Genomic DNA, 12574 nt, shown 5'->3' with positions numbered 1-12574 from the left:
CTCCTGCCCGTTCAGATACGTTCAACGATGGTGGCGATGCCCATGCCGCCGCCCACGCAGAGGGTTGCGAGGCCGTAGCGCAACTGGCGCCGATGCAGCTCGTCGATGAGCGTGCCGAGGATCATCGCCCCCGTGGCGCCCAGCGGGTGGCCCATGGCGATGGCGCCGCCGTTCACGTTGACCTTGTCGTGCGGCACGCCCAGCTCGCGCATGAAGCGCATGGGCACGGCGGCAAAGGCTTCGTTGACTTCGAACAGGTCGATCTGGTCGATGGTCATGCCCGCGCGGACCAGCGCCTTCTTGGCGGCGGGCACGGGGCCGGTGAGCATGATGGTGGGGTCGGCGCCGCTGAGCGCCGTGGCCACGATGCGTGCGCGCGGCGTGAGGCCGTGGGCCTTGGCGGCGGCCTCGTTGCCGATGAGCACGGCGGCGGCGCCATCCACAATGCCCGACGAGTTGCCCGCGTGGTGCACGTGGTGGATGCGCTCCACCTGCGGGTAGCGCTGCAGCGCCACGGCATCAAAGCCCATGCCGCCCAGTTGCTCGAACGAGGCCTTGAGCGCACCCAGGCCTTCGAGCGTGGTCTTGGGCTTGATGAATTCGTCTTCCGCCAGGATGGTCTGGCCGATGAAGTCGCGCACGGGCACGATCGAATTCTTGAAGTAGCCCGCTGCGCGCGCGGCGGTGGCGCGGCGCTGCGATTCGAGGGCGAAGGCGTCCACATCGGCACGGGTGTAGCCGTCCAGCGTGGCGATCAGGTCGGCGCCGATGCCCTGGGGGACGAACAGCGTAGCGGAGTTGGTGGCGGGGTCTTGCGCCCAGGCGCCGCCGTCGGAGCCAATGGGTACGCGGCTCATGCTCTCCACGCCACCGGCCACCACCAGGTCCTCCCAGCCGCTACGCACCTTTTGCGCGGCCAGGTTCACCGCCTCCAGGCCCGATGCGCAGAAGCGGTTGACCTGCACACCCGCACAGCGAAAGTCCCACCCGGCCTTGAGCGCCGCGACCTTGGGCAGCACCGAACCCTGTTCGCCCACGGGCGAGACGATGCCCATGACCACGTCGTCCACCGCCGCCGTGTCAAAGCGGTGGCGCGCTTGCAACTCGGTCAGCAGGCCCACGAGCAGGTCGATGGGCTTGACCTCGTGCAGGGTGCCGTCCTTCTTGCCCTTGCCGCGCGGGGTGCGCAGCGCGTCGAATACATAGGCTTCGGTCATGAATGGTCTCCGGTGGTCTTTAAACTGGAAGCTCGCTGGGTGATTGGGCAGGCGCTTGGGAGGCGCGCCCCATGCGGGTCGGCAGCGAGCGGTGCCTCGGCGGCGCACACCACAACAGCGCGCTTTCTGACGCGCGTGCGGTGGTTTTTGCACTATCTTTCTGCGGTTGCTCTCTCATTTTTGGCTATGAAACGAAATACATCCTCTGCATTGCAGCGCATGGTCCGTGGCGCTGTGGAATACGACGACACGCGCGATGGGTTTGCGCTGGAACACCATGTGGTACTGGCCGCATCCAGCGCGCTGGCGGTGGCGGCCTTCATGGCACCCAGCCGCAGCTCGGCGGCGATTCGGGGCATCGGCGCGGGTTTGCTGCTGATGCGTGCCCTGAGCGGCAGCCAGGGTGTCCGCTCCTGGTTGAATGTCACCGATCGCCGCCCCGGCGCGCCGCTCAGCCCCGAGGAAGCCCGCGCCGCCTGGTACCTGTGACGGTGTTGGGCGCCCGTCGCGGCGCAGTCCGTGGCGCTGGTCATGGTGCTATTTGCCCAGGCCCATGGCGCGTGCAATCACTTCTTTCATGATCTCGTTCGTGCCGCCGTAGATGCGCTGCACGCGCGCATCCGCGTAGGCGCGGGTGATGGGGTATTCCCACATGTAGCCGTAGCCGCCGAAGAGCTGCACGCATTCGTCCATCACCTTGCACTGCAGGTCGGTGGTCCAGTACTTGGCCATGCTGGCGGTATCGGTGTCGAGCTGGTCGCGCGTGATCAGCTCGCAGCACTTGTCCACGAACACGCGGGCCACCTGCACCTGGGTCTGCAGCTCGGCCAGGGTGTGGCGGGTGTTCTGGAAGGCGGCCACGCTCTGGCCGAAGACCTTGCGCTGCTTGACGTAGTCCACCGTCCAGTCGATGGCGGCCTGCGCGGACGCCACGGCGGTGATGGCGATCTGCAGGCGCTCCCACGGCAGCTGCTCCATCAGGCAGATGAAGCCGCGCCCTTCCATGGCGAGGCCGCCCAGCAGGTTGGCGGCGGGCACCTTCACGTCGGTGAAGAACAGCTCGGAGGTGTCCTGCGCCTTCATGCCCATCTTCTTGAGGCGCTGGCCTTTTTCAAAACCGGGCATGCCGCGCTCCACCAGGAAGAGGCTGGTGCCCTTGGCCCCGGCCGCCGGGTCGGTCTTGGCGACCACGATCACCACATCGGCATGCCAGCCGTTGGTGATGAAGGTCTTGCTGCCGTTCAGCACATAGTGCGATCCATCTGCGCTTTTCATGGCGGTGGTCTTGATGCCCTGCAGGTCGCTGCCGGCAGCGGGCTCGCTCATGGCGATGGCGCCTACCATGGCGCCGCTGGCCATCTGCGGCAGGTAGCGGCGCTTTTGCTCCTCGGTGCCGTAGTGCAGGATGTAGGGCGCCACGATCTCGCTGTGCAGCCCGAAGCCGATGCCCGTGGTGCCGGCGCGCGCCAGCTCTTCCATCTGCGCCACCGAATACAGCTTGTCGGCCCCGGCGCCGCCGTACTCCTCGGGCAGGCTCATGCACAGAAAGCCGTTGGCGCCCGCCTGGCTCCACACCTCGCGCGCCACGTAGCCCTGGTCTTCCCAGTCGGCGTGGTGGGGCGTTACCTCCTTGTCGATGAAGCGGCGAAAGCTGTCGGCAAAGGCCTGGTGGTCGGGCTGGAAGAGGGTGCGTTCGATCATGGCGGTGGATTCGGTCTATTTATGCAAAGTTACTGCTTGGTTAAATTCTGCCACCGACTGGGGCCGAGCGCATCCCCTGAAACACAAAAGCCGCCCGAAGGCGGCTTGGGAGCGGGTGGTCAGGCCCTCATGGCTTGACGTAGTCGGACACCACTTTCCACTTGCCATCGGTGATCTGCGACAGACGCGAAAGATCGCTGCCCAGGCGCTTTTGCGGGCCGTAGGTGGCCTCGGCGCTGCCGAACATGTCGGGCGGGATCACCATGGTGTCCATGGCCTTGATGAAGCTGTCGGTGGTAAGGCTGGTGCCTGCCTTCTGGGCTGCCTTGATGAAGGCATCCACCGCCCCGTAGCCGTAGACCGAGAACACCGTGGGGTCTTCGTTGAACTTGGTCTTGTACTTGTTGGCCCAGAAGCGGATGGGCTGGCTGGCCTCGTCCAGGTAGGGGTGCTGCACCGTCATGGTGGCGTACAGGCCGTCCATGGGCTTGCCGCCCAGCTTGTGGATGAGGTCGGTGTACGCGGCGCTGGAGCCCAGGAACGTGGGGTTGAAGCCCGTTTTGCGCGACTCGCCGATGGTGCCGATGGTCTCTCGGATGATGGTGCCCAGTATCACGAAGTCGCATTCGGACGACTTCATCTTGGCGACCTGCGACGAGAAGTCGGTGGCGCCGCGTTTGTACGACGTCTTCTCGGTGAACTCCATGCCCAGGGACTTGAGCGCCGCCTCGCCGCCACGCATCACCTCCAGGCCGAATTCATCGTCCTGGTAGATGGTGCAGACCTTCTTGGCGCCTTTTTCCTTGATGAGCTTGGGTGCGGCCAGGCGGATCTGGTCGTAGTAGGTGGCGGCGAACGAATACTTGAGCTTGTGGAAGGGCTCGTACATCTCGCGCGCGGCGGTGACCGGGAAGAAGTTGATCACGTTCTTGCTGAACTGCACGGGCATGGCGGCCAGGTTCTGTGCCGTGCCGATGTGCGCCACCATCATGAAGATCTTGTCCTGGTTCACGAGCTTCTGCGCGGCCAACACGGCTTTCTTGGGGTCGTAGCCCGAGTCTTCCACCTTCAGGTCGAGCTTGCGGCCGTTGACGCCGCCTTGCTCGTTGGCCTCGTCCACGCGCAGCATCATGCCCAGCCGCACCTGCTTGCCAAAACCCGCCAGCGGGCCCGACAGATCCTGGATTGACCCCAGCGTGATGGTGTCCTTGCTCACGCCCTGGCTGGGCTGCGCCTGCGCAGCACCGCCGGCCATGGCCACGATGGCCAGCGCGGCAATGTGATGAAGTTTCATGGCACGTCTCCTTTGGTTGGATCGAACTCGGTTGCTCGTTATAGAACGATGCCCGGGGTGGGGCACCAGCACTTTCCCTATCCTGATGGGCGTGCCCTGCGGTTGCGTGACGTGCGCACCTACCGGTACATCGCCTCAATCTGCGGCGCGTATTTCTGCTGCACCAGCTTGCGCTTGAGCTTCATGGTGGGGGTCAGCTCTTCATCCTCGGCCGTGAGTTGCGTATCGAGCAGGAAGAACTTCTTGATCTGTTCCACGCGGGCGAACTTGGTGTTGACGCGGTCGATCTCGGCCTGAATCAGCTCCTGCACCTCGCGCGTGCGGGTCAGGCTGGCGTAGTTGGAAAACGGCACGTCGTTGTCCTGCGCGTATTTCTCCACGTTTTCCTGGTCGATCATGATGATCACCGTGAGATAGGGCAGCTTGTCGCCAATGACCACCGCGTCGGTCACGTAGGGGCTGAACTTGAGCTCGTTCTCCAGCTCGCTGGGCGTGATGTTCTTGCCGCCCGCCGTGATGATGATGTCCTTCATACGGTCGGTGATGCGCAGGTAGCCATCGGCGTCGATGGCGCCCACATCGCCGGTGTGTAGCCAGCCATCGGGGTCGATGGTTTCAGCCGTCTTCTCGGGCTGGTTGAGGTAGCCCTTGAACACGTTGGGGCCGCGCACCAGGATCTCGCCCGTGGTGGGGTCGATGCGCACTTCGTTGTAGCTGGCCGCCGGGCCGATGGAGCCGGGCTTGATACGGCTGGCGGGCACGCCGGTGGCGGCGCCGCAGGTCTCCGTCATGCCCCACACCTCCAGCATGGGCACGCCCAGCGCCAGGTACCACTTCACCAGTTCGGGCGAGATGGGGGCGGCCCCCGTGACGAGAAAACGCGCACGGTGGATGCCGATGAGCTTGCGCACATTGTTCAGCGCCAGCCAGCGCGCCAGCTGGAACTGCAGCTTCAGCAGCCCGCCCACGGGCTGGCCGGCCAGCACCCGATCTGCAATGCGGGTACCCACGCCGATGGACCAGGCATAGGCCACCTGCTGCATGCGTGTGGACTCCTTCAGGGCAATCATCACGCCGGAGTAGAACTTCTCCCACACGCGCGGCACGGCGGTGAACACAGTGGGCGCGATCTCTCGCACGTTTTCGGGCACGGTGTCGGGGTTCTCGACGAAGTTCAGGCGCGCGCCGGTGTACAGCGAGAAGTATTCGCCGCCCATGCGCTCGGCAATGTGGCACAGCGGCAGGAAACACATGGTCTCGTCGGCCTCGCTGCGCGAGATCAGCGTGTTGTAGCCGCGTACGGTGTAGGTGAGGGCTGCGTGCGTGTGCATGGCGCCCTTGGGCTTGCCGGTGGTGCCCGAGGTGTAGACCAGAATGGCCACGTCCTTGGGCCTGCACGCTTGCACGCGGCGCTGGATTTCATCAGGGTGCTGCTGGTTCCAGGTGCGGCCCAGCTCGCGCAGTGCCGTGAGGCTCAGCACGTCGGGGTCGTGCAGGCCGCGCAGGCCTTCCATGTCGAACACCACAATCTTGCGCATCAGGGGCAGGCCGCCGCGCACTTCCAGCGCCTTGTCGAGTTGCTCATCGTCTTCGACAAACAGCACGGTGGTGCGGGAGTCTTCGCTCAGGTAGTGCACCTGCGCCGCCGCATCGGTGGGGTAGATGCCGTTGGCCACGCCGCCACAGCTCAGCACGGCCAGGTCGGCCAGCACCCATTCGATGTTGGTGTTGGACAGGATGGACGCGCATTCGCCAGGCGCAAACCCCAGCGACATCAGGCCACCCGCAATCTCCCGCACGGCTTCGGCCGTCTGGTTCCAGGTCCAGCTCTTCCAGATGCCCAGTTCCTTCTGGCGCATCCACACGCGCGGGCCGCGCTCGGCCACGGCGTTCCAGAACATGGCGGCGATGGTGTCGCCTGCGAGCACGTCAGTGCCTGCGGGCTGGATGTGAGAAAGGTCCCAGAGATTGCTCATACCGTCCTCATCGCCATGTTTTCTTCTTTTTCCAACGCCGCTCGCCGCGCACGCCGACATCCTTCATACCCAGGTAGAACTCCTTGATGTCGTCCTTCTCGCGCAGGCGCTCGCAGCTGTCTTCCATCACGATGCGGCCGTTCTCCAGCACGTAGCCGTAGTCGGATGCGTTAAGCGCCATGTTGGCGTTCTGCTCCACCAGCAGGATGGTGGTGCCGCGCTCGCGGTTGATGCGCACCACGATCTCGAAGATCTCCTTGGTGAGCTTGGGGGACAGGCCCAGGCTGGGCTCGTCCAGCAAGATGAGTTCGGGGTTGGCCATGAGCGCACGCGAGATGGCCAGCATCTGCTGTTGCCCGCCTGACAGCAGGCCGGCATCCTGCGCGGCGCGCTCCTTCAGGATGGGGAAGTAGCCATACACCGTTTCGATGTCGCGGGCCACGGCGTCGGCGTCGCTGCGCGTGTAGGCACCCATGAGCAGGTTGTCGCGCACCGAGAGCAGCGCAAACACCTCCCGCCCCTCGGGTACATGCATGAGGCCCCGGCGCACGATGGCCGCCGGGTCGTTGGCGGTGATGTCGGCGCCCGCGAATTCGATGGAGCCCTTGCGGGGGTCGATGATGCCGCTGATGGTCTTCAGGATGGTGGTCTTGCCCGCGCCGTTGCTGCCCAGCACGGCGGCGATCTCACCCCGTCGCACCTGCAGGCTCACGCCCCGGATGGCCTTGATGGGGCCGTAGGCGCTTTCCACGTTCTGCAGACGCAGCAGGGGCTGGTCAGCTGCTGCTGCGGTTGGTGTGTGGGCGGCTGCAAGTACGGCGCTCATGCCCGAACCCCCAGGTTGGAACCCGCCGGGCGGCGCAGGTTGCTCACATCGTCGATGGTGCCCAGGTAGGCCTCGATCACCCCGGGGTGCGACTGCACCTCGCGCGGCGTACCCATGGCCACGACCTCGCCCTGGTTCATGGCCAGCACGCGGTCGGACACCTTGGAGACCAGTGACATATCGTGTTCCACCATCAGCACGGTGATGCCCAGCTCGTGCTGGATGTCCTGGATCCAGAAGGCCATGTCGTCGGTCTCCTCCACGTTCAGGCCCGACGATGGCTCATCGAGCAGCAACAGTTGTGGCTCGGTGCACAAGGCGCGTGCCAGCTCCACCACCTTGCGCACGCCGTACGGCAGGCCGGCCACCATGGTGTCGCGGTAGTGCTGCAGGTCGAGGAAGTCGATGACCTGCTCGGCCTTTTCTCGGGCGCGGATCTCCGCATCGCGCACCTTGCGGGTAAAGAGCATGTCGGCCCACAGGCCCGTCTCGCGGCGGGTGTGGCGGCCGATCAGCAGGTTGTGCAGCACGCTGGCGTGCTCGAAGAGTTCGATGTTCTGGAAGGTGCGTGCAATGCCCAGGCCCGCTACCTTGTGCGGCGGCTGGTCGGTCAGCGGCAGCAGGGCCCCGCCCGGGCCCGCATAGGCGATGGTGCCGGTGGTGGGCGTGTAGATGCGGCTGATGAGATTGAACACCGTCGTCTTGCCGGCACCGTTGGGGCCGATGAGGGTGAACACCTCGCCACGGCGCACATCGAAGCTCACGTTGTTGACCGCCAGTACGCCGCCGAAGCGCACGCTGAGGTTCTGGGCTGAAAGCAGCACGTCTTGGTTCATGGTGGTCGCCGCGCTCATTTCAAGCGATCCGATTTCTGGAACGACTTCTGCCGCTTGAACAGGCCCCTGCGGTAGAACGGGAACATCTGCAGCCAGGTGCGCACCTTGAGCCAGCGGCCGTACAGCCCCATGGGCTCGAACAATACAAAGGCGATCAGCACCACCCCATAGACCACGGCCTGCAGGCCCGGCGCCTGGCCGATGGCGGCAGGCAGCCAGTCCTTGCTGAGCGAAATCATCTGCGGCATGGTGATGAGGAAGATGGCCCCCAGGAACGCGCCATGCACCGAGCCCAGCCCGCCGATCACGATCATCAGCAGCAGGTCGATGGACTGCAGGATGTTGAACTGGTCGGGCGAGATGAATTGCAGCTTGTGCGCATACAGCGCGCCGCCCACGCCGGCCAGCGCCGCCGAGATCGAGAACGACAGGGTCTTGTAGCGCGCCAGGTGGATGCCCATGCTCTGCGCCGAGATCTCCGAGTCGCGGATGGCGACGAAGGCCCGGCCCGTGGGCGAGCGCAGCAGGTTCAGGATGGCCAGCGTGCTGACCACGGCAATCACGAGGCACAGAAAGTAGAACGACTCGGTGGATTCGAACTTGAACCCCCAGATTTCGGGCGGCACCAGGTGCTTGCCAGAGTTGCCGCCCGTCACCGATTCCCACCGCGCGAACACCTCCTCGACGATGAAGCCGAACGACAGCGTGGCCATGCCCAGGTAGATGCCCTTGACGCGCAGCGCGGGCAGGCCCACCACCACGCCCACGGCGGCCGACAGCCCCGCCGCGCAGGCCAGCGACAGCGCGAACGGCCAGCCCATGCCCGTGAGCACCGCCTGCGTGTACGCCCCTACGCCGAGGAAGGCCGCGTGCCCCAGCGAGAACAGCCCCGTGAAGCCGGCCAGCAGCATGAGCCCCAGGCCCACGATGGCGTAGATCAGCACAAAGGTGAGTTGCGCCAGCCAGTACTCCGGCGCCACCCAGGGGGCTGCGACCAGCCCTACAGCCAGCAGGCTGTACCAGAAGACATGCCCGCCATGCTTGGCCAGGCGCAGGTCTTGTTCGTAAGAGGTCTTGAAAAGAAAGCGCATGGGGTCAGACTTTCTTTCTCAATTTTTCGCCGAACAGGCCATTGGGTTTGACCATCAACATGATCAGCACCACGATGTAGGCGGCCGTGTCCTTGAAGCCATCGGGCAGATAGAAGCCCGAGAGCGATTCGACGATGCCGATGACCAGCCCGCCCACGATGGCGCCCGGCAGACTGCCAAAGCCGCCCACCACGGCCGCCGGGAAGGCCTTGAGCCCGATGAGTCCCATGTTCGCGTGCACAAAGGTGATGGGCGCCAGCAGCAGGCCCGCCACGGCCGCCACGGCTGCGGCCAGGCCCCAGGCCAGGCCGTTGAGCCGCTGCACGGGGATGCCCATGTAGTAGGCCGCCAGCTGGTTCTGCGAAGACGCTTGCATGGCAATGCCCAGCTTGCTGTAGCGGAACATGGCGAACAGCAGCACACACAGCACGCCCGTGGCACCGATCACCACCAGCTGCTCGGCGTTGAGCACCAGCGCACCGAGACGAAACGACAGGTCCTTGTAGGGCACGGGCAGCGTATGGGTGTCGGTGCCGATGTTGGGGATCATCGTGACCAGCCCGCGCAGCACGTAGCCGATGCCGATGGTGAGCATGACGATGGAGAACGCGGGCTGGCCCAGGATGGGACGGATCACCGCGCGCTCGAGCACCGTACCGAAAAGACCCATGGCCAGGATGCTGGCGAGCACCGCCACCCAGAAGGGAAAGCCCAGCACCGTCATGAGCGCGAGGCCGCAGAACGCGCCCAGCATCATGAGTTCGCCCTGGGCAAAGCTCACGGTCTCCGTGGCTTTGTAGATAAGCACGAACCCGAGCGCGATCAGCCCGTAGATGCATCCCTGTGAGACACCGCTGATCAACAGTTGCACAAATTGCACACTGGCTCTCCAGAATAAGTGATACGCAAAGCGGGTAAGAGCGGGGCGTATGCCTTGTGGGCATGTGCTTGGTGCATCGTTGCTTGCGCAGGTCCTGCAGAATATTTTTACAAAGCGATTGCTTTGCATAAATAATGGTGCACGCGTGCTGTGTATACCGCACTCGGGGCTAACCCTGATGGGGTGGGCGAGCGGGTAGCGGCGGATATTGACGCAGCGCTGCACCCTGCGCAATAGGAATAACGTCGGGTGGGTGAACAGGTTCTGAGCACAGGGCCACAGGAGAGCCGCATGTCCGTAGAGGTTGAAACGCAAGGCGGTGTCACGCTGGTGACATTGCGCCGGCCTGATGTGCGCAACGCGGTGGATGCCGACACCGCCCGCGCGCTGCATGCGGCCTTCGTGGCTTTTGAGCACGATGAAAGTGCCGATGTGGCGGTGTTCCAGGGCGCTGGCGGGCATTTTTGTGCGGGCTGGGATCTGCAGTCGGGCGCGCGCTTGCTGGCCGACGGCGTCGCCCCCGAGGCGCTGGCAGAGACGCTCGACTTCCCTCCCGACGCGGTCCACCCGCCGGGGCCTATGGGACCGAGCCGCCTGCATCTGTCCAAGCCGGTGATCGCCGCAATAGAGGGCGCCGCCGTGGCCGGCGGCATGGAGCTGGCGCTGTGGTGCGACCTGCGCGTGATGGCGGAGGACGCGTACCTGGGCGTGTTCTGCCGCAGGTTTGGTGTGCCGCTGATCGACGGCGGCACGGTGCGCCTGCCACGCCTCATTGGGCTGTCGCACGCGCTGGACCTGATCTTGACGGGGCGCAAGGTGGAGTCGGCAGAAGCCCTGCGCATGGGGCTGTGCAACCGGGTGGTGCCTGCAGGACAGGCGCTGGATGCAGCCCTGGCGCTGGCCCGCGAAATCGCGGCCTTCCCGCAGGCCACGTTGCGCGCGGACCGCGCCAGCGCGCTCGCCGCTGGAGGCCTGCCGTTACCGCAAGCCTTGCTGCAGGAATGGGCCGGTGGCCGCGAATGCCTGGCCGAAGCACTGCGCGGTGCCTCGCGTTTTGCCTCGGGGCAAGGGCGCCATGGCAAGTTTTAGATAAAAATGGCCGCTGGCGCTTATCTAGTAAGCGTACAAAGCTACAAAATCAGGAGTAACTGGATGGTTTCGATTGCATGCACCATCCGGTATTGACCCCCAGGAGACCCATGAGCAAATCCATCGCCAGCCCACCCCCACAAGCCTTTGAGCCTGAGTTCATCGCCGGGCTCAAGTCCATTTTTGAAGAAAAGATTGTGTTCAACCAGGTGCTGGGCCTCAAGATCACCTCGCTGGCACCCGATGGCGTGGTGGGCCGCATCGACATGAAGCCGGACCTGGTGGGCCACTACGCCTACAACCGTATTCACGGAGGCGTGATCAGCGCCGGGCTCGACGCCATGGGCGGTCTGGCGGTGATGGCCGCCATTGGCGCCAAACACCTGGATGAAGCCCCCGAGCAGCGCCTGCACCGTTTTGCCAAGCTGGGCACGATCGACTTGCGCATCGACTACCTGCGCCCCGGTATCGGCAGCCATTTCGAGCTGCGCGCGCAGGTGCTGCGCCTGGGCTCGCGCGTGGCAACCACGCGCATGGAGTTTCTGGGGCCGGATGGGCAGATCATGTCGGCGGGGGCTGCGGCTTATATAGTGTCCTAGTCCAGCTGTCCCGCTGGCCGCCTGCGGCGCCTTCCAGCAAGGGTGACGCCAGCGGTGGCCTGGCTAAGCCAGTTCCACGGTGGCCCTGGCCTTGGGGCGCACCAGTTGCCTGCATCGTGCCCGATTTCGCCCCACCATGCCGGGCAAGTTCGGCGCCGGGCTGTGGCACACGCCGGATGTGTGATCCCGCAAGCCTTGCAAGCGCATGCTACGAGCGAACCGTTTGGTTACCGTTCTTGCGTAACGAAGGCATCTTTCACGGGGCGCGGTACCTACGATGACTCTCTTTTCAAGGAGATCTGATGGCCGTGCAAAACCCCTTCTTTGGCAAGCGTGAACCCGAGTCGTTCCAACCCCGTAGCAGCACCACTTCAGGCTCCGTATTGGGGGGCTCAGCAGCGAGCAGTTCTGCGGCTGCACAGCCGGTGGCCAGCCCGGCAGTCCCCAAGGCCGCCAGCAGCAGCGACAGCTCGGGCAGCAAGCTCACGGTGGGCCCGAACATCAAGCTCAAAGGCGTGGAAATCACCGATTGCGACACCCTCGTGGTCGAAGGCACGGTCGAAGCCACGATGGATTCGCGCGTGATCCAGATCTCGGAGCATGGGGCCTTCAAGGGCTCGGCCGAGATCGACATCGCCGAGATCCACGGCGAGTTCAACGGCACGCTCACCGTGCGCCAGAAGCTGGTGATCTACAGTACCGGCAAGGTCAACGGCAAGATCCGCTACGGCAAGCTGGTGGTGGAAGAGGGCGGCCAGCTGGCGGGTGAGATCGAAGCCGGCTTTGCCAATGGTGTGTCCTTGTCTGGCGCACAGCGCACGTCCTCGGCGCCGCTGCGGGCAGAGCCTGCAGCCATGGCCGCCTGATCGGCGCTGCCTCCACAAATCGACAAATACGCAGGCACCTGCGGCGGACCGGTTTGGCGGGTGGCCCGGGTGCCTGTTGCCGTCTGCGTCGGTGGAAAAGGGGATGGGCTATGTGGTGCGAGGTTGGACGGCGCCGGCATGAGGACTGGACCCGGTCCGGCACGGAAACATCTTTGTAGAATTTTCGCAGCCCTTCTCC

At 64.8% G+C, this 12574-nt stretch carries 12 protein-coding genes; 4 read left to right on the top strand and 8 right to left on the bottom strand.

The window, feature by feature from the left end; all coding sequences use genetic code 11:
* Nucleotides 1-11: 11 nt before the first annotated feature.
* A complete protein-coding gene (locus tag IB243_RS15045) occupies nt 12-1217 on the bottom strand; it encodes an acetyl-CoA C-acetyltransferase (protein WP_192427993.1) in 1206 nt (401 codons plus the stop codon).
* 186 nt (nt 1218-1403) lie between these two features.
* On the opposite strand from IB243_RS15045, the gene IB243_RS15040 reads away from it, so the two are divergent.
* Nucleotides 1404-1706 carry a hypothetical protein gene (locus IB243_RS15040; protein ID WP_225584958.1) on the top strand — a complete coding sequence of 101 codons (303 nt, stop codon included), beginning with the start codon at nt 1404-1406 and terminating at the stop codon, nt 1704-1706.
* Between the two features lie 48 nt (nt 1707-1754).
* Here the strand turns inward: IB243_RS15040 and IB243_RS15035 are convergent, their stop codons facing one another.
* From IB243_RS15035 to IB243_RS15005, 7 genes are all read right to left on the bottom strand, one after another.
* Nucleotides 1755-2918 (bottom strand): acyl-CoA dehydrogenase family protein, encoded by a 1164-nt coding sequence (locus IB243_RS15035; RefSeq protein WP_192427991.1) that lies wholly within the window; start codon nt 2916-2918, stop codon nt 1755-1757.
* A 127-nt stretch (nt 2919-3045) separates the two neighbouring features.
* Nucleotides 3046-4212, bottom strand: coding sequence for an ABC transporter substrate-binding protein (locus tag IB243_RS15030; protein ID WP_192427989.1), 1167 nt, complete (start codon nt 4210-4212; stop codon nt 3046-3048).
* A gap of 119 nt (nt 4213-4331) precedes the next feature.
* Complete coding sequence (locus IB243_RS15025) at nt 4332-6188, bottom strand: long-chain fatty acid--CoA ligase (RefSeq protein WP_192427987.1); 1857 nt, start codon at nt 6186-6188, stop codon at nt 4332-4334.
* A 7-nt stretch (nt 6189-6195) separates the two neighbouring features.
* Nucleotides 6196-7014 carry an ABC transporter ATP-binding protein gene (locus IB243_RS15020; protein WP_057271927.1) on the bottom strand — a complete coding sequence of 273 codons (819 nt, stop codon included), beginning with the start codon at nt 7012-7014 and terminating at the stop codon, nt 6196-6198.
* Entirely contained in the window at nt 7011-7850 is an 840-nt protein-coding gene (locus IB243_RS15015; protein ID WP_192427985.1) for an ABC transporter ATP-binding protein, read from the bottom strand. The genes IB243_RS15020 and IB243_RS15015 overlap by 4 nt, the downstream gene beginning before the upstream one ends.
* Before the next feature lie 14 nt (nt 7851-7864).
* On the bottom strand, nt 7865-8941 hold the full coding sequence (locus IB243_RS15010) for a branched-chain amino acid ABC transporter permease (RefSeq protein ID WP_057271925.1): 1077 nt from the start codon (nt 8939-8941) through the stop codon (nt 7865-7867).
* A gap of 4 nt (nt 8942-8945) precedes the next feature.
* A complete protein-coding gene (locus IB243_RS15005) occupies nt 8946-9821 on the bottom strand; it encodes a branched-chain amino acid ABC transporter permease (protein ID WP_010462481.1) in 876 nt (291 codons plus the stop codon).
* 291 nt (nt 9822-10112) lie between these two features.
* Between IB243_RS15005 and IB243_RS15000 the strand changes: the two genes are divergently transcribed.
* The 3 genes from IB243_RS15000 (at nt 10113) to IB243_RS14990 (ending at nt 12375) form a co-directional block, all read left to right on the top strand.
* Nucleotides 10113-10910, top strand: coding sequence for a crotonase/enoyl-CoA hydratase family protein (locus tag IB243_RS15000; RefSeq protein WP_192427983.1), 798 nt, complete (start codon nt 10113-10115; stop codon nt 10908-10910).
* Between the two features lie 110 nt (nt 10911-11020).
* Nucleotides 11021-11509, top strand: coding sequence for a thioesterase family protein (locus IB243_RS14995; RefSeq protein WP_192427981.1), 489 nt, complete (start codon nt 11021-11023; stop codon nt 11507-11509).
* Nucleotides 11510-11811: 302 nt separating this feature from the next.
* A complete protein-coding gene (locus IB243_RS14990; protein ID WP_010462478.1) occupies nt 11812-12375 on the top strand; it encodes a polymer-forming cytoskeletal protein in 564 nt (187 codons plus the stop codon).
* The last annotated feature ends 199 nt before the right edge of the window (nt 12376-12574 follow it).

Origin of the sequence: Acidovorax sp. ACV01 (assembly GCF_014851495.1) — a bacterium.
GTDB classification, from domain to species: domain Bacteria; phylum Pseudomonadota; class Gammaproteobacteria; order Burkholderiales; family Burkholderiaceae_C; genus Acidovorax; species Acidovorax radicis.
The sequence above is the reverse complement of the archived record's forward strand: the minus strand, read 5'-3'. Positions and strand labels throughout refer to the sequence as shown.